This window comes from Kitasatospora sp. NE20-6, from assembly GCF_045862635.1.
This window is the reverse complement of record NZ_BPRL01000020.1, coordinates 161874-179326: the sequence shown is the minus strand read 5'-3', so window position 1 is coordinate 179326 and position 17453 is coordinate 161874. Positions and strand designations below refer to the sequence as shown.

17 protein-coding genes and 1 rRNA gene are annotated in these 17453 nt (G+C 73.2%); 3 read left to right on the top strand and 15 right to left on the bottom strand.

What is annotated here, in order from left to right:
• Both SNE206_RS18020 and tyrS read right to left on the bottom strand, forming a co-directional pair.
• Positions 1–116: ribosomal RNA gene (locus SNE206_RS18020) — 16S ribosomal RNA — on the bottom strand; the annotation flags it as partial.
• Positions 117–682: 566 nt separating this feature from the next.
• The gene (gene tyrS / locus SNE206_RS18015; RefSeq protein WP_407914410.1) at positions 683–1948 is read right to left on the bottom strand and encodes a tyrosine--tRNA ligase; all 1266 of its coding nucleotides are present in this window, start codon (positions 1946–1948) and stop codon (positions 683–685) included.
• Positions 1949–2199: 251 nt separating this feature from the next.
• On the opposite strand from tyrS, the gene SNE206_RS18010 reads away from it, so the two are divergent.
• Complete coding sequence (locus SNE206_RS18010; RefSeq protein ID WP_407914399.1) at positions 2200–2709, top strand: HNH endonuclease; 510 nt, start codon at positions 2200–2202, stop codon at positions 2707–2709.
• A 74-nt stretch (positions 2710–2783) separates the two neighbouring features.
• Here SNE206_RS18010 and SNE206_RS18005 read toward each other — a convergent pair whose 3' ends face one another.
• The 8 genes from SNE206_RS18005 to SNE206_RS17970 form a co-directional block, all read right to left on the bottom strand.
• The gene (locus tag SNE206_RS18005) at positions 2784–4793 is read right to left on the bottom strand and encodes a PQQ-binding-like beta-propeller repeat protein (protein ID WP_407914398.1); all 2010 of its coding nucleotides are present in this window, start codon (positions 4791–4793) and stop codon (positions 2784–2786) included.
• A 97-nt stretch (positions 4794–4890) separates the two neighbouring features.
• Positions 4891–5187, bottom strand: a complete 297-nt coding sequence (locus SNE206_RS18000) for a 4a-hydroxytetrahydrobiopterin dehydratase (RefSeq protein ID WP_407914397.1) — start codon at positions 5185–5187, stop codon at positions 4891–4893.
• Positions 5188–5190: 3 nt separating this feature from the next.
• Positions 5191–5376 carry a DUF1272 domain-containing protein gene (locus SNE206_RS17995; protein ID WP_407914409.1) on the bottom strand — a complete coding sequence of 62 codons (186 nt, stop codon included), beginning with the start codon at positions 5374–5376 and terminating at the stop codon, positions 5191–5193.
• 44 nt (positions 5377–5420) lie between these two features.
• The gene (locus tag SNE206_RS17990; RefSeq protein ID WP_407914396.1) at positions 5421–6185 is read right to left on the bottom strand and encodes a sulfite exporter TauE/SafE family protein; all 765 of its coding nucleotides are present in this window, start codon (positions 6183–6185) and stop codon (positions 5421–5423) included.
• A gap of 196 nt (positions 6186–6381) precedes the next feature.
• A complete protein-coding gene (locus SNE206_RS17985) occupies positions 6382–7140 on the bottom strand; it encodes an SDR family oxidoreductase (protein ID WP_407914395.1) in 759 nt (252 codons plus the stop codon).
• 129 nt (positions 7141–7269) lie between these two features.
• Positions 7270–8253, bottom strand: coding sequence for an SPFH domain-containing protein (locus SNE206_RS17980; RefSeq protein ID WP_407914394.1), 984 nt, complete (start codon positions 8251–8253; stop codon positions 7270–7272).
• Between the two features lie 9 nt (positions 8254–8262).
• On the bottom strand, positions 8263–8673 hold the full coding sequence (locus SNE206_RS17975) for an NfeD family protein (protein ID WP_407914408.1): 411 nt from the start codon (positions 8671–8673) through the stop codon (positions 8263–8265).
• 180 nt (positions 8674–8853) lie between these two features.
• The gene (locus SNE206_RS17970) at positions 8854–9645 is read right to left on the bottom strand and encodes an ABC transporter ATP-binding protein (RefSeq protein WP_407914393.1); all 792 of its coding nucleotides are present in this window, start codon (positions 9643–9645) and stop codon (positions 8854–8856) included.
• A gap of 201 nt (positions 9646–9846) precedes the next feature.
• On the opposite strand from SNE206_RS17970, the gene SNE206_RS17965 reads away from it, so the two are divergent.
• Positions 9847–10647, top strand: a complete 801-nt coding sequence (locus SNE206_RS17965) for a hypothetical protein (RefSeq protein WP_407914392.1) — start codon at positions 9847–9849, stop codon at positions 10645–10647.
• 12 nt (positions 10648–10659) lie between these two features.
• Here SNE206_RS17965 and SNE206_RS17960 read toward each other — a convergent pair whose 3' ends face one another.
• The 3 genes from SNE206_RS17960 to SNE206_RS17950 form a co-directional block, all read right to left on the bottom strand.
• Positions 10660–11307 carry a response regulator gene (locus SNE206_RS17960; RefSeq protein ID WP_407914391.1) on the bottom strand — a complete coding sequence of 216 codons (648 nt, stop codon included), beginning with the start codon at positions 11305–11307 and terminating at the stop codon, positions 10660–10662.
• Positions 11300–12451 carry a GAF domain-containing sensor histidine kinase gene (locus SNE206_RS17955; protein WP_407914390.1) on the bottom strand — a complete coding sequence of 384 codons (1152 nt, stop codon included), beginning with the start codon at positions 12449–12451 and terminating at the stop codon, positions 11300–11302. Before SNE206_RS17955 ends, SNE206_RS17960 begins: the two co-directional genes overlap by 8 nt.
• A gap of 155 nt (positions 12452–12606) precedes the next feature.
• A complete protein-coding gene (locus tag SNE206_RS17950; RefSeq protein ID WP_407914389.1) occupies positions 12607–15144 on the bottom strand; it encodes an FHA domain-containing protein in 2538 nt (845 codons plus the stop codon).
• Between the two features lie 230 nt (positions 15145–15374).
• Here SNE206_RS17950 and serB point away from each other — a divergent pair, with 230 nt between their 5' ends.
• A complete protein-coding gene (serB, locus tag SNE206_RS17945) occupies positions 15375–16640 on the top strand; it encodes a phosphoserine phosphatase SerB (protein WP_407914388.1) in 1266 nt (421 codons plus the stop codon).
• A 67-nt stretch (positions 16641–16707) separates the two neighbouring features.
• On the opposite strand, the gene SNE206_RS17940 is transcribed toward serB, so the two are convergent.
• Together SNE206_RS17940 and SNE206_RS17935 are read right to left on the bottom strand one after the other, a co-directional pair.
• Positions 16708–17235 carry a SixA phosphatase family protein gene (locus SNE206_RS17940; RefSeq protein ID WP_407914387.1) on the bottom strand — a complete coding sequence of 176 codons (528 nt, stop codon included), beginning with the start codon at positions 17233–17235 and terminating at the stop codon, positions 16708–16710.
• An 87-nt stretch (positions 17236–17322) separates the two neighbouring features.
• Positions 17323–17445, bottom strand: a complete 123-nt coding sequence (locus tag SNE206_RS17935) for an SGM_5486 family transporter-associated protein (protein WP_407914386.1) — start codon at positions 17443–17445, stop codon at positions 17323–17325.
• Positions 17446–17453: the final 8 nt, after the last annotated feature.

Here is a 17453-nt window from a genome sequence, read left to right as displayed (position 1 = left end):
CACGTGTTACTCACCCGTTCGCCACTGATCCACCCCGAAGGGCTTCACCGTTCGACTTGCATGTGTTAAGCACGCCGCCAGCGTTCGTCCTGAGCCAGGATCAAACTCTCCGTGAATGATGACCCGTAATCGGGTTCACACCCGCGCAGAGCGGCACGGCAACCCCCGGAATAGGAAGTCCCGCGCACTGCGTCCTCGCTGTGTTTTTTGTACTACAAAAGGAATCTCCAACCCCGGAACAAGTCCGAGGCCGGGGATGTCAACATATCTGGCGTTGACTTTTGGCACGCTGTTGAGTTCTCAAGGAACGGACACTTCCTTCGGACCGCCTTCCAGCGGACCCTCCGGGTGTTTCGCTCTTTCGTGTTCCGAGCTTATCAGATGCTTTCCGCTCCGTTTACCGGAGACTCTTTCATCGGATTTGCTCTTGCCTTTCGGCACTCCCCGACTCTAGCAGAGTTATTCGGTCCGCATTTCCTGGTCGATTTCTCGAATAGGTGCGCGACAGGTCGCTCATCAGAGTTTGGGGGTCCGCCACCCGGTCACGACCGGTTTCGGCGACTCGTCCAACGTTAGGGCACCGGATGACGAGCGTCAAACACGCGGGGCCGGATCTGGCTGGATCCGGCCCCTGTGGGGTGTCGTGGCTGCTCAACCACCGCGCATTTTCGGCCGACTGACGTCAGCTGGGCCGGACCTCGACGGCGGCGAGGTTGCGCTTGCCGCGACGCAGGACGAGCCAGCGGCCGTGCAGCAGGTCCGACGCGGCCGGCGAGGCCTCCTCGTCGGCGACCTTGGCGTTGTTGAGGTAGGCCCCGCCCTCCTTGATGGTGCGGCGGGCCCCGGACCGGCTCGGCGCCAGGCCGGTCTCGACGAGGAGGTCGACGATCGGCAGCAGCTCGGCGACCTCGGCCCTGGGCACCTCGGCGAGGGCGGCCGCCAGCGTGGCCGGCTCCAGGTCGGCGAGGTCGCCCTGGCCGAACAGCGCCTTCGACGCGGCGACGGCGCGCTCGTACTGCTCCGCCCCGTGCACCAGCGTGGTGAGCTCCTCCGCCAGCGCCCGCTGGGCGAGCCGGGCCGCGGGGCGCTCGGCGGTCTCGCGCTCCAGCTCCTCGATCTCCTCCCGCGAGCGGAAGGAGAAGATGCGCAGGAAGGTCGGGACGTCCCGGTCGTCCGCGTTCAGCCAGAACTGGTAGAAGGCGTACGGCGTGGTCAGCTCCGGATCGAGCCAGACGGTGCCGGACTCGGTCTTGCCGAACTTGGTGCCGTCCGCCTTGACGATCAGGGGGGTCGCGACGGCGTGCACCGAGTTGCCCTCGGCCTTGCGGATGAGGTCGGTGCCGGCGGTGAGGTTGCCCCACTGGTCGCTGCCGCCGGTCTGCAGGGTGCAGCCGTAGCGGCGGTTCAGCTCCAGGAAGTCCATGCCCTGGAGGATCTGGTAGCTGAACTCGGTGTAGCTGATGCCGGCGTCGGAGTTGAGCCGCCGGGCGACGGCCTCCTTCGCGATCATGTTGTTCACGCGGAAGTACTTGCCGACGTCGCGCAGCAGCGTGATGGCCGACATGCCGGACGTCCAGTCCAGGTTGTTGACCATGCGGGCCGCGTACTCGCCCTCGAAGTCGAGGAACTTCGAGATCTGGCCGTGCAGGCGATCGACCCAGCCGGCGACCGTCTCGGGGTCGTTGAGCACGCGCTCGGCATTGGGCTTCGGGTCGCCGATCAGCCCGGTGGCGCCGCCGACGAGGCCGAGCGGCAGGTTTCCGGCCTGCTGGATCCGGCGCATGGTGAGGATCTGCACCAGGTTGCCGAGGTGGAGGCTGGGCGCCGTCGGGTCGAAGCCGCAATAGAACGTGACCGGGCCGTCCGCGAACGCCTTGCGCAGTGCGTCCTCGTCGGTGGACAGGGCGATCAGCCCACGCCACCGCAGCTCGTCGACGATGTCCGTCACGGTCACGCTTCTCCTTCGGTCGCGTCCCGGCGTCGGTGCGGGCCCGGCATGTGGGCCCGAGCCTGGACGGCTCCAGCGTTCTAGAGAGTACGCGCATCGGGCCAGCGAGTTTCCGGGCGGCCACGGCGCGGACGGAAATTCCGTTGTTGCACCGGCCCCGGACGTTCACAGTGGACCCACCGCCGCGGGGCGGCAGTGACGGGTCCGGCCGTGCCCACGGGGCGCGGCCGCGCAGGGAGGTGGCCGGAACGATGCGCAACACGCTGGTGCTCAACGCGAGCTACGAACCGCTGACGACGGTGTCCCTGAAGCGCGCCGTCGTGCTGGTCCTGCAGGACAAGGCGGTCGTGGAGCACGCGCATCCGCTCCGGATGGTCCGCGGTACCGGGGTCGCCGTACCCGTGCCCCGGGTGATCAGGCTGAACCGGTACGTCCGCGTGCCGTTCCGACAACGCGCTCCGTGGTCACGGCGCGGTGTGCTCGTCCGCGACCAGCACCTGTGCGCCTACTGCGGGCGACGGGCGACCACCGTCGACCACCTCGTGCCCCGCTCGCGCGGCGGTGCCGACAGCTGGCTCAACACCGTGGCGGCCTGCTCCGAGGACAACCAGCGGAAGGCCGACCGGACACCCGAGCAGGCCGGGATGAAACTGCTGCGGCGCCCGTTCGAGCCGACCCCGGAGGCGACGCTGATGCTCGCCCTCGGCCTGCGCGACACCGAGATGCGCGAACTCGCCGCCTGGCTGCCCGCCACCGCCTGACGCCCGGCGGACGGGCGGGGACGTCCACGGCCGGCCCGATCGGGGGACGGGCCGGCCGTGGACGTGCCGCCGGATCAGCCCTTGGCCTGGAATCCCGTGGCGGTGCCGAAGTTCGCCGAGTGCTCGGGGAGCACGACGACCTTGCCGCCGCCGCTGAGCACCCGTCCCGAGGTCAGCAGCGAGCCGGTGTCCTGCGGGAACGCCCCGCCCTGCGTCTCCTGGCCCCCGGCGAGTGCGAACCGGCTGATGTGCGCGGGCTGGTCGAGCCGCGCGTCGACGGCGAGCAGCAGGCCGGTGCCGTTCTCCACGCCGACCGCGCGTGACGTGCGCTTCTCCGCGACGGCGGTCGTCCACACGGTCTTGCCGGTGGTGAGGTCGTAGGCGGTGACCGCGGTGGCGACGCCGCCCCCGGCCGGCCCGACGGTGGTGACCATGGTGTGCTCGTGGAAGTAGACCGTCGGTGCGACGTCGAAGGAGCCGCGGGCGGTGTCCAGGCGTCCGGCGGTGCCGGTCACCGGGATCTCGGCGGCCGGGTCGCCGGTGGCGCTCCAGGCGAAGATCCGGTCGTCGGCCGGGGTCTCGCCGCTGGTGGCGACCACGGCGGGCTCCGCGGACAGCACCGTCACGGTCTTGGGCTTGTTGTTGAGCCCGCGCCACCAGGTGACCTTGCCGTCGGCGGCGTTCAGCGCGACCGCCTGGTCGACCGGGGTGCTGTCTGCGCAGCTGCTGTGCAGGACGACCGTGGCCCCGGAGCCGCCGCCGGAGAGGCTGCAGAACTTGCCCTGCCCGGTGTACTGCCAGAGGTCCTTGCCGTCGGCGGCGGCCCAGGCGTAGACCTTGTCCTCGCCGACCGCGACCACCGTGTCGCCGAGGACGGACACCTTGGCGTCGTAGCCGTTCTCGGTGTCGGACAGGGTCTTCGTCCAGGCGGTCTTCCCGGTCTTCGTGTCGACCACCGCGAGTGCGGTGCAGGGGCTCTTGGCGTCGGTGCCGCTGCGGAAGAGCACGCCGCCGAGGCCGGTGCTGCCGACCGTCGCGGAGAGCCCGCAGGGTGCGGCGCCGGCGGTCGGGGCGGTGACGGACCAGGCGGGGGTGCCGTCGGCGAGCGCGTAGGCGTGCACGCCGGTGCCGTCCGCGCGGACGGCCGCGTCGGCGGTGATCCAGCTGCCGACCAGGGTGTCGTCGGCGCCTGCGGACGCCTCGGTCGGCTTGGCGGTCCAGGCCTTGGCGTGGGCGACCGTGACGGACGGCCCGGACGCGGTGCCGGTGCCCGCGCCGCCGCGGTCGGGGTCGTCGTCGCCGGTCGCCAGGATGCCCGCGGTGACGAGGACGGCGAGCGCGGCCACGCCGGCGCCCGCCCGGATCATCAGGGTGCGGCGGCCGGGGCCGTGGTCCGCCGAGACCACCGCGGACGCGGCCGACCGGGCGCGCTCGGCGAGCGAGGGCCGCGCGGGCGGCGCGCTCTCCGCCGGGTCCGGGGTGTCCTGGTCCGACGCGGCGTACTGCGGTGCGGCCGGCGGGAAGGGCGGGTGGCCCTGCGGATCGCCGGGGCCCTGGGCGTCGGGGCCCTGCGCCGGCTCGGTGTACGCCTCGTAGGGCTCGTACGCCTCGTAGGGCTGGTACGCCTGCTGGCCGCCGTACCCCTGGCCGGTGCCGGCCGGTGCGTGCAGCGGCGGCTCGGGGACCTGCTGCGCCGTGTCGGCGGCGGCCGTCCCGGGGTCCGCCGCGTACGGGGTGTAGGCAGCGTACGGGTCGGTGTAGGCCGGCGCGTACGGGTCGGCCGCGGGCTGCTGCTCGTAGCCGGTGGCGTAGTACCCCTGCTGGGGGTAGTACGCGTCGGTGCCGGCGGGGGCGGCGGTCTGCGGGGCGTCCCAGGACGCGGTCGGCTGGTACTGCTGCCACGCCTGCTGGTCGCCGGCGGCCGCGTACGGCTGCTGCCCGCCGGTGGTGGCCCACGGGTCCGCGGGCACGTCCGGCTGCGGCTGGTACCACTGCTGCTGAGGGTCGTAGCCGCCGTCGGGCTGCTGCCCGGCACCGTCGTGGGGGTACCCCTGGTCGTAGGTCCGGGGAGGGTCCTGAGCCATGAAATCCGTCCGTCCCGACTGCTGCTGCCAGCGGCCAGCATCTCACGGCCCGGACGGCGCCCGGCCGGAGCGTCGGCCGGGCCCGCCTGAGCGGCCGTCAGGCCGTGCTGCGGAGGATCTCGTCGATGCGGGCGGCGAGGGTGGTGTCGAGGCCCGTCAGGCCGCCCGCGCTGTGGGTGGAGAGGGCGAAGCGCAGGGTGCGCCAGCGGATGTCGATGTCGGGGTGGTGGTCGAGCTCCTCGGCCGCGACGGCGACGGTGTCGACGACCCGGATCGCGGTCGTGAAGCCGGCGGTCTCGGCGGTGCGGACGATCGCGCCGCCCTCCCGGTGCCAGTCGGGCAGGTCGGCGAGGGCGGCGTTGATCTCGTCCTCGGTCAGCCGGTTTCGGCTCATCGGTCAGCTCCCGTCGGGGCGGTCTGCGGTGGCCCGGCGCGGCCGGCGGACCAGTTCGCCGCCGCAGTTGGGGCAGGTGGCGGCCATGGCCCCGGTGCAGTCCGGGCAGAACGTGCACTCGTAGGAGCATAGGAAGGCGGCGGCGTCCGGGCGGAGCGACACTGCGCAGCGTTCGCAGATCGGGCGCATCTCCAGGGCCACGGGGGTTCCTTCCGGGTCGGGCCGGCGGCGGGTCAGGTGAGCAGGAGGCGGGTGACGGCCACCAGGCCGACGACCACGATGACGGCGCGCAGCACCGGTGGCGGCAGGCGGCGTCCGACGCGGGCGCCGATCTGGCCGCCGGCGGCCGAGCCGGCGGCGATCAGCAGGACGACCGTCCAGTCGATCTCCGCCACGAAGAGGAAGAACACCGCGGCGACGCCGTTGACGATCAGGGCGAGGACGTTCTTGGTGGCGTTGATCCGCTGCATGTCGTCCTGGAGCAGCATGCCCATCAGGGCGAGCAGCAGGACGCCCTGGGCGGCGCCGAAGTAGCCGCCGTAGACGCCCGACAGCAGGACGCCGGTGAGGAGCAGCGGCCCGGCCTCGGGGGGCGGGCCGGCGTCCGCGGCGCGGCGGGCGGCCATCGCGCGGGCGACCCGCGGCTGGATGACGACGAGCACGAGGGCGATCAGGATGAGGGCGGGGACGATCGCGTCGAACGCCGAGCTGGGGAGCTGCACGAGCAGCCAGGCGCCGGTGAGGCCGCCGACGAGGGAGGCGGCGCCGAGGCGCAGGAGGCGGGTCCGCTGGCCGGCGAGTTCGCGGCGGTAGCCGATGACGCCGCTGACGGAGCCGGGGACGAGGCCGAGGGTGTTGGAGACGTTGGCGGTGACGGGGGGAAGTCCGATCGCGAGCAGCACGGGGAAGGTGATGAGCGTGCCGGAGCCCACGATGGTGTTGATGGTGCCCGCGCCGATGCCGGCGAGCAGCACCGCGAGGCCCTCCCAGAGCGTCATCCGTCCCGTCCTCCTTCGTGCGTCAGCAAGGATCATGCCGGAGGCCGGGTGTGTGCGGACCGGTCCGTTCCGTGATACCGGACACAGCCGCTCCGGGCGCGGCCGTTCCCCCGGTGCGGCCGTTCCCCGGGCGGAACGGGGGCGGGGCGTCCGGGGGCGGGGTGTCCGGGGGCGGGGGTGTCCGGGGGCGGGGGTGTCAGCGGCCGGCGGTCTCCCCCGTCAGCCAGACGGCGAACGGGACGGTGCCGCGGACGTCGGGCCGGTCGGTGGTGAGTGCTCCCGCGCGCAGGGCCCGTCCGACGCCGCCCGGCAGCGGCACCGGCAGCTGGAGTGCGCGGCGTCCGGTGACGGCCCGCCAGGTGCGGGCGAGTTCGCGGGCGTCGGCGGGCTCGGGGCCGACGACCTCGATCCGGCCGAGGCGCGGCGGGCGCTCGGCGGCGTCGGCGACGGCCCGGGCGGCCTCCGCGCAGGCGATGCTCTGCAGCCGGACGCGCGGCACGGGCAGCACCCGCAGGCGGCCGAGGAGGGTGAAGACCTCGCCGAGCAGTTCGTGGAACTGCGCGGCGCGGACGACCGTCCACGGGGTCGGTCCTTCGGTCACGGTGCGTTCCTGGGCGGTCTTGACCCGGTAGTAGCCGACGGGCACCCGGTCGCAGCCGACGACGGAGACGCAGACGTGGTGGCCGACGGCGGCGCGCTGCTCGGCGGCGAGCAGGTTGCGGGTGCCGGCGACGAGGGTGCGTTCGGCGGCCCTGGCGGAGCCGCGGCTGTTGCTGGCGTCGACCACGGTGTCGCAGCCGGCGAGGGCGGTGTCGAGGCCGGCTCCGGTGGTGAGGTCGACCGGGTGGTCCGGCGCGTGGCGGCTGAGGATGCGGACCTCGTGGCCGCGGGTGCGCAGTTCTTCGGCGACGCGTCGTCCGAGCGTGCCCGTTCCTCCGACAATGGCGATTCTCATGTGAGGGGGACGACGCAGCCCGCCCGGATGTGACACGGCTCCGGCCCGTGTCCCTCCGCGGCGGGAGGGTCACGGGCCGGAGCCGGTCAGGTCAGGTCGGCGCCGGGTCGGCGCCGGGTCGGCGCCGGGTCACTCGGGGTCGATCTTCGGGTACTCGCGGGTCTCGACGCGGGGGCGGGCGGCGCCCTTGCTCTCGGTGTCGACCGGGCGGGGTCCGGAGGCCGGCGGGGTGCCGTTGCCGCCGGCGATGCCGTTGAAGGCGCCGCCGATGCCCTTGAGGGCGTCGCCGATCTCGCTGGGGATGATCCACAGCTTGTTGGAGTCGCCCTTGGCGAGCTCGGGCAGGGTCTGCAGGTACTGGTAGGCGAGGAGCTTCTGGTCGGCGTCGCCCTCGTGGATGGCCTCGAAGACCGTACGGATGGCGGCGGCCTCACCGTCGGCGCGGAGCACGGCGGCCTGCGCCTCGCCCTCGGCCTGGAGGACGGCGGCCTGCTTCTCGCCCTCGGCGCGCAGGATCTGGGCCTGCCGGGCGCCCTCGGCGGTGAGGATCGCGGCGCGCTTGTCGCGGTCGGCGCGCATCTGCTTCTCCATCGAGTCCTGGATGGAGGTCGGCGGCTCGATCGCCTTGAGCTCGACGCGGTTGACGCGGATGCCCCAGCGGCCGGTGGCCTCGTCGAGGACGCCGCGCAGGCCGGCGTTGATGACCTCGCGGGAGGTGAGCGTCGATTCGAGGTCCATCGAGCCGATGATGTTGCGGAGCGTGGTGACGGTGAGCTGCTCGATGGCCTGGATGTAGCTGGCGACCTCGTACGTGGCGGCCCGCGGGTCGGTCACCTGGTAGTAGATGACGGTGTCGATGTTGACGACGAGGTTGTCGGAGGTGATGACCGGCTGCGGCGGGAAGGGCACGACCTGCTCGCGGAGGTCGATGCGGTTGCGGATGGTGTCGATGAACGGCACCACGATGTTGAGGCCCGCGCTCAGCGTGCGGGTGTATCGGCCGAAGCGCTCGACGATCGCCGCGCTGGCCTGCGGGATCACCTGGATCGTCTTGATCAGCGCGATGAAGGCCACCACGACCAGGACGACCAGCACGATGAGGACGGGTTCCACGTTTCTCCCCTAGACGACCAGGGCGGTCGCGCCCTGGATTTCGACGACGTCGACCTGCTGCCCCGGCTCGTAGACACTGCCGGGGTTGAGCGCACGGGCCGACCAGATCTCGCCGTTGAGCTTGATCCGGCCGCCCTCCCCGTCGACCTTCTCCTGTACGACTGCGGTGGCGCCGGTGAGCGCCTCGATGCCCGTCCTGACCGTCGGGCCCTTCTGCAGCTGGCGGTACGCGATCGGGCGGACGAACACCAGCAGGGCGACCGACACCGCGACGAACACGAGGAACTGCGGCACCACCCCGCCGCCGATCGCCGCGGTCAGGGCGGCGGCACCGGCACCGATCGCGAACATGGCGAACTCCGGCATCGCGGTGAGCACCAGCGGTATGCCGAGGCCGACGGCGGCCAGGAGCCACCAGATCCAGCTGTCCACAGGGCCATCCTAGGGAGGGGAGTGCTTACGACGCGTAGCTTCCCGCAGGTGGAGGGGCGGAAACCGGTCGTACGTGCGGATGCCCCGTGGTTCAGCGGAGTTCAGTGGTTCAGGCCGCCGTGGCGCCCGGCCCGTCCGGCCCCCTGGACCGGCGGGCCGGGTGGGGGCTCAGCCGAGCGGCAGGCCCTGCGCGGACCAGCGGTCGCCGTGGCGCTCCACGGTCAGGGGCAGGCCGAAGCAGAGCGAGAGGTTGCGGGCGGTCAGCTCGGTCTCGATCGGCCCGGCGACCAGCACCTTGCCCTGGCGGATCATCAGCACGTGGGTGAAGCCCGGCGCGATCTCCTCGACGTGGTGGGTGACCATCACCATCGACGGCGCGTACGCGTCCTGGGCCAGCGCGCCGAGGCGGCGCACCAGGTCCTCGCGGCCGCCGAGGTCGAGGCCGGCGGCCGGCTCGTCGAGCAGGAGCAGCTCGGGGTCGGTCATCAGGGCGCGGGCGATGAGGGTGCGCTTGCGCTCGCCCTCGGAGAGGGTGCCGAAGCGGCGGGTGGTGAAGCCGGACATGCCCAGGCGGTCGAGCAGGGCGAGCGCGCGGACCTCGTCGCTGGTCTCGTACTGCTCGTGCCAGGTGGCGGTCATGCCCCAGGCGGCGGTGAGCACCGTCTGCAGGACGGTCTGCTCGCCGGGGAGCTTGTCGAACATGGCGGCGCTGGCGAGACCGATCCGGGCGCGCAGCTCGAAGACGTCCACGGAGCCGAGCTTCTCGCCGAGGACGGCGGTGGTGCCGGTGGTCGGGTAGAGGTACGTGGAGGCGATCTGCAGCAGGGTGGTCTTGCCGGCTCCGTTCGGGCCGAGGATCACCCAGCGCTCGCCCTCGGCGACCGACCAGGAGACCTGGTCGACCAGCGCGCGCCCCTCCCGGACCACGGATACGTCCACCAGCTCCAGCACGTCACTCATGCCTACGCCTTCCCCTACTGCAGATGTCGGCCGTCCGGGGGCCGGCGGCATCGGCCTCTGGGTGCGGTCCATTCGTGTCTCGGTCGGTGCGAGCGGGCAGCGTACTCCCACCGGTCCGGCGGGGCGGGACGGGGTGCGCGGCACGCAGCACAGGGCAAACCTACGCCACGCGGATGGAGGAGTTGTCCGTAGGCTGGCGGGATGCTCGCCACACCTGCCGCCGATCCCTTCCAGGAGCCGCGCTCGGCCCGGCTCACCGCCTGGGGCAACGCCCTCCTCGCCGGTGCCGCGTCACCGGACGACGCCGCGACGGCCGTGCTCGGCCACGACGACTCGCACCGTGTCACCGGGCTGCCCGGCGACGCCGACGGCGAGCTCCACGCGCTGACCTGGGCCATGGGCCGGCTCCGGGTGATGGGCGTGAAGGGCCTGCGGCTGGCCCTGCCGGCCGCGGGGCACCCGCTGGGACTCACCGGCCCGGCGGCCTTCAACGCGGCGGCGCTGGTGGCCGGGGAGGCGGTGCTCGCGGTGGGGGCGCCGATCGGGTTCGTGCCCGAGGTCACGGAGTTCGGCCCGGCCGGGGACCGCTCGGCGACGGTGCTGTGGCGCTGCTCGGCGGTCGGTGACGGTCCGCCCGCCGACGTGCCGTCGCTGGACGAGGCCGAGCGGGAACTCGCGGAGGGGCTGCGGCAGGCCACCGTGCTGCTCGCCCGGCTGGACGTGGCGGGCGCCGGACCGGAGGCGCTGCGGGCGCTGGAGGCGTACCGGCGGCGGGGTCACGACGAACTGCTGGCACCCGGCTACCCGCCGCGGGCGGTGCGGGTGCTGCAGTCGGCGCGGCAGGTCGGGGCGCTGCTGTCGATCGCCGCGGGCGGGCACGGCGCCGCCGTGTCGGCGTCCGAGATGGCGGCCCGCCGGGAGGTGCTGGCGCCGCTGGAGCGGACCGCGCGCCGGGCCCAGACGGCGGCGTACAACGCGCTGGTCGACGAGGAGCGGCGCTGAGCGCGGCGGGGCTCAGGCCTCGCCGTTGCGGACCGCCCACAGGGCGGCCTGGGTGCGGTCCGCCAGGTCGAGTTTCATGAGGATGTTCGAGACGTGCGTCTTCACCGTCTTCTCCGACAGGTGCAGGCTGCGGGCGATCTCCCGGTTGGAGCGGCCGTCGGCGATGTGGCCGAGCACCTCGCGCTCGCGCTCGGTGAGGGTGCCGCCGCGGCCCTGGGCGGGCCGCGGGCCGTCGTCGGAGAGCAGGGCTTCGGCGAGCTCGGGCTGGAGCAGCACGTGCCCGGCGTGGACTGAGCGGATCGCCCCCGCCAGCGCCTCCGGGTCGACGTCCTTGTAGACGTAGCCGGCGGCGCCCGCGCGCAGGGCGGGCACGACGGTGCGGTGCTCGGTGAAGCTGGTGACGATCAGCACGCGGGCGCGGGAGCCCTGGTCGCGCAGCATCCGCAGGGCCTCGATGCCGTCGACGCCGGGCATCTTGAGGTCCATCAGCACGACGTCCGGGGCGAGCTCCTGGGCGCGGGCGACGCCGTCGGCGCCGTCGGCGGCCTCGCCGACCACCTCGATGTCGTCCTGCACCTCCAGGAAGGTGCGCAGTCCGCGCCGCACCACCTGGTGGTCGTCGACGAGCAGCACCCGGATCGGTGCGGAGCCGTCAGGCACCGGGAACCTCCATCTCCACGACCGTCCCGCTGCCGGGGGCCGACTCCAGTGTGAGGGTGCCGCCGACGGACGCCGCGCGGTCGCGCATCGAGACCAGGCCCAGGTGGCGGCCGGCCCGCCGGACGGTGTCCGGGTCGAAGCCGTGCCCGTCGTCGGCGACCCGCAGCACCGCGCCGCGGGCGGGGGTGCCGGTGAGCGACACCTCGACGCGCTGCGCGCCGGAGTGCCGCAGCGCGTTGTGCAGCGCCTCCTGGGCGACCCTCAGCACCGCCGCCTCCTGGGCGGCGGGCAGCGCCCGGACGTGCTGCGCGCCGAACGTGACGGCGGCGGTGTGCGCCCGGTCGAGCACCTGCACCTGGGAGGCGAGGGTGGCGGTGAGGCCGTCCTCCTCCAGGGCTGCGGGGCGCAGCTCCACGACGACGGCGCGCAGTTCGTCGGCGGCCTCGGCGGCGAGCCGGGCGACCTCGGCGAGTTCGGCGCGGGCCCGGGCGGGGTCGCGGTCGACGAGGGTGGCGGCGGCCTTGGCGGTGAGGCGCAGCGAGAAGAGCTTCTGCGAGACGGCGTCGTGCAGGTCGTGGGCGATCCTGGCGCGTTCGCCGGCGAGGGTGAGTTCGCGGCTGCGCTCGTACAGGCGGGCGTTGGCGAGGGCGAGGGCGGCGTGCGCGGCGAGGATGCGCAGCAGTTCCTCGTCGTGGGCGGTGAAGCCGCCGGCCTTGTTGGCGAGGAAGACGGCGCCGAGGACCTCGCCGCCGTCGACGATGGGCATGCCGAGGAAGTCGGTCATGTCGGGGTGGGCGGCGGGCCAGCCCTCGAAGGCGGGGGCCTGCCGGACGTCGGCGAGCCGGGTGGGGGTGGTCTCGTGGAGCATGGTGGCGAGCACGCCGTGCTGGCGGGGCAGCGGGCCGATCGCGCGCCACTGCTCGTCGGTGACGCCGTCGACGACGAACTGGGCGAAGCCGCCGTGGTCGTCGGGCACGCCGAGGGCCGCGTACTCGGCGCCGAGCAGCGAGCGGGCGGAGGCGGTGATGCGCCGCAGGACCTCGCGGACCTCCAGGTGGCCGCTCATGGCGAGCACGGCGGTGCTGATGGCCTCGATCCCGCCGAGGCAGGGATCGCAGGCGGGGGCGGGTTCCTCGGGCGGCATGGTGCCCACGCTACCGCCGGGCGCGGGGGCGGGTCATGGGTCGGCGGGTGTAGGACCAGGGGTGTACGCCGACGGGCGGCACTCCCCCGTGCCGGGGGTGTGCCGCCCGTCGTGCCGCCCGTCGTGGCGGTGCGGTGGTGCGGTGCGGTGCCGGGTCAGCCCTTCTGCATGACCTCGGGCTCGTGGCGGCGCAGCAGGCGCTGGACGAGCAGGGCGAGGCCGGTGGAGATGACCATCAGGGCGAACCAGTTGAGGAAGAGGTGGCCGATCGAGTGCTCCCACAGGCCGTCGATCAGCGGCACCCGGTTGGTGTAGCTGACCGCGGAGGTGTGGGCCAGGTCGAGGGTGTTGCCGCTCGCGGCGAGGCCCCAGCGGCCGGGCATCAGCCAGGCGAACTGCTCCAGGCCGGGCTTGTCGAAGACCTGGAAGATCGAGCCGGTGAAGACCATCTGGACGATGGCGAACATCACCAGCAGCGGCATGGTCTTCTCGGAGGTCTTCACCAGGGCCGAGATGGTGAGGCCGACCATCATCGAGGTGAAGCTGAGCAGGATGACGCCGATGGCCATCTCGACCGCGGGGAAGTTCGTGAGCAGCAGGCCCTCGGCGGGCAGCTCGCGGACCTTGAAGGCGATCGCGGAGATGACGGCGCCCTGGACGAAGCTGACCAGGCCCAGCACGACGATCTTGGAGACCAGGTACGCCGACCGGGAGAGGCCGGTGGCGCGTTCCCGTTCGTAGATCGCGCGTTCCTTGATGAGTTCGCGGACGGAGTTCGCGGAGCCGGAGAGGCAGGCGCCGAACGCCACCACCAGGAGGATCATGCGGGCGATGTCGTTGCGGCCGTTGGCGCAGGCGACGAGCCCGCAGTCGCTGGGGATGAACGCCGAGACGCCGCCGAGCACCAGGGGCAGCAGCAGCGAGAGCAGCATGAAGCCCTTGTCGGAGGCGATCACCGCGAGGTAGCGGCGGATCAGCGTCCACAGCTGGGAGCCCCAGCTCTGCGGCTTCGGCGGGCGCACCTGGGCAGCGGGCACGCTCGGGGTGGCGTGGTGCACCGGGGCGTCGACGTCGGCCGAGTACTGCCGGTAGTGGACGGAGCCGCGGTAGCGGCCGGCCCAGTCGTGGTCGGGGTAGTTCTCGAACGCCTGGAAGACGTCGGCCCAGGTCTCGTAGCCGAAGAAGTGCAGGGCCTCGGACGGCGGGCCGAAGTAGGCCACCGAGCCGCCCGGCGCCATGACGAGCAGCCGGTCGCAGAGGGCGAGTTCGGCGACCGAGTGGGTGACCACGAGCACGGTGCGGCCGTCGTTGGCGAGGCCGCGCAGGGTCTGCATGACCTCGCGGTCCATGCCCGGGTCGAGGCCGGAGGTGGGCTCGTCGAGGAAGATCAGCGACGGCTTGGTGAGCAGTTCCAGGGCGACGGAGACGCGCTTCTGCTGGCCGCCGGAGAGGGCGGTGATGCGGTTGTCGGCGCGCTTGTCGAGGCGCAGCTCGTACAGCACCTCGTCGATGCGGCGCTCGCGCTCGGCGGCCTCGGTGTCGCCGGGGAAGCGCAGCCGGGCGGCGTACTTGAGGCCGCTGCGGACGGTGAGCTCCTTGTGCAGGATCTCCGACTGCGGCACCAGGCCGATGCGGGAGCGGAGCTCGGCGAACCGCTGGTAGAGGTTGTGGCCGTCGTAGAGCACCTCGCCGCGGTCGGCGGGGCGGTAGCCGGTGAGGGCGCGCAGCAGGGTCGACTTGCCGGAGCCGGAGGGGCCGATGACGGCGACGAGCGACTTCTCCGGCACGGAGAAGGAGACGTCGTTCAGCAGGACCTTCTTGCCGCCCTTGAAGTCGACCTCGACGGTCAGGTGGCGGGCGGAGAAGGTGACCTCGCCGGTGTCGACGAACTCCTGCAGCTGGTCGCCGACGAGCACGAAGCTGGAGTGGCCGACGGTCAGGCGGTCCTGCGGGCCCATCAGCTGGCGCTGCACCGGCTGGCCGTTGAGGAAGATGCCGTTGTGGCTGCCGAGGTCGACGATCTCCCAGCGGCCGTCGGCGAGCTGCCGCAGCTCGGCGTGGTGGCGGGAGACCTGCAGGTCGGAGACGACCACGTCGTTGTCGAGCGCGCGGCCGATGCGGATGGTGCGCATGCCCGCGGTGAGGTTGCGCACCACGGTGGGGTTGCCGAGCCCGCCGGGCACGGACGGCTGCTGGGCCTGCGGCGGCACGTGCGGCTGCTGGGCGAAGGGCTGCTGCGGGGCGAAGGGCTGCTGCGGCACGGCGGGCTGCGGGGCCGGGGTGTTCCACTCCTGGTGGACCGGCGGCTCCTGCGGGGCCCACGGCTGCTGGGCGAGCTGCCCGGGCTGGGCGCGGCTGGTGGCGGCGGAGTGCAGGTCGGCGGCGTGCGGCTGGGCCGCGACGGGCGCCGAGAAGGCGAGCCGGGGCCCGTTCTGGGCGTTGCCGAGGTGGACGACGGCGCCCGGCGCGAGCGGCACGTGCTGGGTGCGGGCGCCGGCGGTGTAGGTGCCGTTGGTGGAGCCGTGGTCGACCAGCTGCCACGCGGTGCCGTCGAACGAGATGGTGGCGTGACGCCAGGAGACCCGCGCGTCGTCGAACGGGAAGTCCGAGGCCGGGTCGCGTCCGATGGTGTACGCGCGGCCCGGATCCAGCACGCGCTGCTGCCCGTTGAGCTCCAGTACGAGTTGCGGCACTGTCCGCTGCCCCGCTCTCTCGGTCCCCCGATTGGCTCCCCGCCCGGGGAGTCGTGCCTGTGATCTGACGGGGGAATCATTCCAGCCCCGCCGCCGTACCTGAAAGTCACCCGGGCCTGTTGTGACCGGCCGGCAACGAAACCGGGCCGCCGGGCGGACCTGCGCCGTCGTCCCACCGTGCGGACGCGGGACGTGGCGCCCGGGACGGGCCCGGTAGCGTGGGAGGCACCATGAACGTGACTGATCCGGCCGCAGAGCCCCTCCCCGCCCCGCAGCCGCGGACCGACGACGAGCGCACCCTGCTGGTCAAGGTGTTCGGCAAGGACCGCCCCGGCATCACCGCGGGCCTGTTCGCGACGCTCGCCGGGTTCGGCGTCGACGTGATCGACATCGAGCAGGTCGTCACCCGTGGCCGGATAACGCTGTGCGTCCTGGTGACGCCGCCGGACTCGCCGGGCGCCGAGGGCGGGCTGCGGGTGACCGTGCACCGCTGGGCGGAGTCGCTGAAGCTCCAGGCCGAGGTCATCTCCGGCACGGGGGACAACCGGCCCCGCCGTGAGGGCCGCTCGCACGTGACCGTGCTCGGCCACCCGCTGACCGCGGAGGCGGTGGCCGCGCTGGCGGGCCGCATCAGTGAGGCGGGCGGCAACATCGACCGGGTGTTCCGGCTCGCGAAGTACCCGGTGACCGCGGTGGAGCTGGCCGTCTCCGGCCTGCCGACCGAGCAGCTGCGGGCCGGGCTGGCCCCGGCGGCGTCCGCGCTGGGCGTCGACATCGCCGTGGTCGGCGCGGGCCTGCACCGCCGGGCGAAGCGCCTGGTCGTGATGGACGTCGACTCGACGCTGATCCAGGACGAGGTGATCGAGCTCTTCGCCGCGCACGCGGGCTGCGAGCAGAAGGTCGCCGAGGTGACGGCCGCGGCGATGGCCGGCGAGCTGGACTTCGCCGAGTCGCTGCGGGCCCGGGTGGCGCTGCTGGCCGGGCTGGACGCCGACGTGGTGGAGAAGGTCCGCTCCGAGGTCCGGCTGACCCCGGGCGCCCGCACGCTGATCCGCACGCTGAAGCGGCTCGGCTACCAGGTGGCGATCGTCTCCGGCGGGTTCACCCAGGTCACCGACCACCTGGTGGAGCAGCTGGGGCTGGACTTCGCGGCGGCCAACACCCTGGAGGTCGCGGACGGGAAGTTCACCGGGCGCGTCACCGGGGAGATCGTGGACCGGGCGGGCAAGGCCCGCTGGCTGGCGAGGTTCGCCGAGCAGGCCGGGGTGCCGCTGGCGCAGACGGTCGCGATCGGCGACGGCGCCAACGACCTCGACATGCTGAACGCGGCCGGCCTGGGCGTGGCCTTCAACGCCAAGCCCGTGGTCCGCGAGGCGGCGCACACCGCGGTGAACGTGCCGTTCCTCGACACCGTGCTCTACCTGCTGGGCATCACCCGTGACGAGGTCGAGGCCGCCGACGAGCTGGACGGCGGCACCGCACCGTCCGGCGACTGACGCACCCGGCGGCGCGGGGGCGGCGGGGGCCGGAGCTCTCCCGCCGCCCCCCGCGCCTCCGCCGCGGTCAGTCCTGCGGCGTGTGGTACGACTCCAGCTTGGCGACCCCCGGCTCGACGGACTTCCACGGGCCCGCGAAGCTCAGCACCGCCACGGCGGACGTCGGGAAGCTGGTGAGGCGCAGCCGGTTGAGCGCGTCGCGGTCCCCCTCGTCCCCGGCGAGGACCTGGGTGAGACCGAGCACGCCGGGGTTGTGGCCGACCAGGATCAGGTCGGCGAACTCGTCCGGGGTCTCCTGGATCACCGCGATGATCTCCCCGGGGGCGGCCTCGTAGACGCGGTCCTCGTAGACCGTGCGCCGGGCCCGCTTGGGCAGTTCGTGCGCGGCGAGCTTCCAGGTCTCGCGGGTGCGCAACGAGGAGGAGCAGAGCACGTAGTCGGGGTTGATGCCGGAGTCGGCGAGCCAGCGGCCCGCTTCCGGCGCCTGGTGGCGGCCGCGGTCGGCCAGCGGCCGGTCGTGGTCGGGCACCTGGTTCGGCCAGTCGGCCTTGGCGTGACGGAAGACGATGATCCTTCGGGGTGTGTCGGCGCTCATACCCCTAGAGCTTTGCAGAAAATGCGCCGCCGGGCGCGTGGTCCCGGTCGGCGCCACCCGCGGGTGTGCCGCCGGGCCCGGCGGCGGTCAGCCGATCCGGGCGGCGACCATCGCGACGACGGCGACGAGCACGACCACGCCGGCGATCACCCCCATGAGCTGGAGGAGCTTCTTCTGGCCGTCCTGCGGATCCGGTTCGAGCACTGGCATGGGCCGAG

Bases quoted from the DNA above. Each gene is read 5' to 3' on its own strand.
- SNE206_RS17935 (WP_407914386.1), bottom strand. From the start codon at position 17,445: ATGCCAGTGCTCGAACCGGATCCGCAGGACGGCCAGAAGAAGCTCCTC.
- SNE206_RS18000 (WP_407914397.1), bottom strand. From the start codon at position 5,187: ATGAGCCGAAACCGGCTGACCGAGGACGAGATCAACGCCGCCCTCGCC.
- SNE206_RS17995 (WP_407914409.1), bottom strand. From the start codon at position 5,376: ATGCGCCCGATCTGCGAACGCTGCGCAGTGTCGCTCCGCCCGGACGCC.
- SNE206_RS17970 (WP_407914393.1), bottom strand. From the start codon at position 9,645: ATGAGTGACGTGCTGGAGCTGGTGGACGTATCCGTGGTCCGGGAGGGG.
- serB (WP_407914388.1), top strand. From the start codon at position 15,375: ATGAACGTGACTGATCCGGCCGCAGAGCCCCTCCCCGCCCCGCAGCCG.
- SNE206_RS17985 (WP_407914395.1), bottom strand. From the start codon at position 7,140: ATGAGAATCGCCATTGTCGGAGGAACGGGCACGCTCGGACGACGCGTC.
- SNE206_RS18010 (WP_407914399.1), top strand. From the start codon at position 2,200: ATGCGCAACACGCTGGTGCTCAACGCGAGCTACGAACCGCTGACGACG.
- SNE206_RS18005 (WP_407914398.1), bottom strand. From the start codon at position 4,793: ATGGCTCAGGACCCTCCCCGGACCTACGACCAGGGGTACCCCCACGAC.
- SNE206_RS17940 (WP_407914387.1), bottom strand. From the start codon at position 17,235: ATGAGCGCCGACACACCCCGAAGGATCATCGTCTTCCGTCACGCCAAG.
- SNE206_RS17990 (WP_407914396.1), bottom strand. From the start codon at position 6,185: ATGACGCTCTGGGAGGGCCTCGCGGTGCTGCTCGCCGGCATCGGCGCG.
- SNE206_RS17955 (WP_407914390.1), bottom strand. From the start codon at position 12,451: ATGCCGCCCGAGGAACCCGCCCCCGCCTGCGATCCCTGCCTCGGCGGG.
- SNE206_RS17965 (WP_407914392.1), top strand. From the start codon at position 9,847: ATGCTCGCCACACCTGCCGCCGATCCCTTCCAGGAGCCGCGCTCGGCC.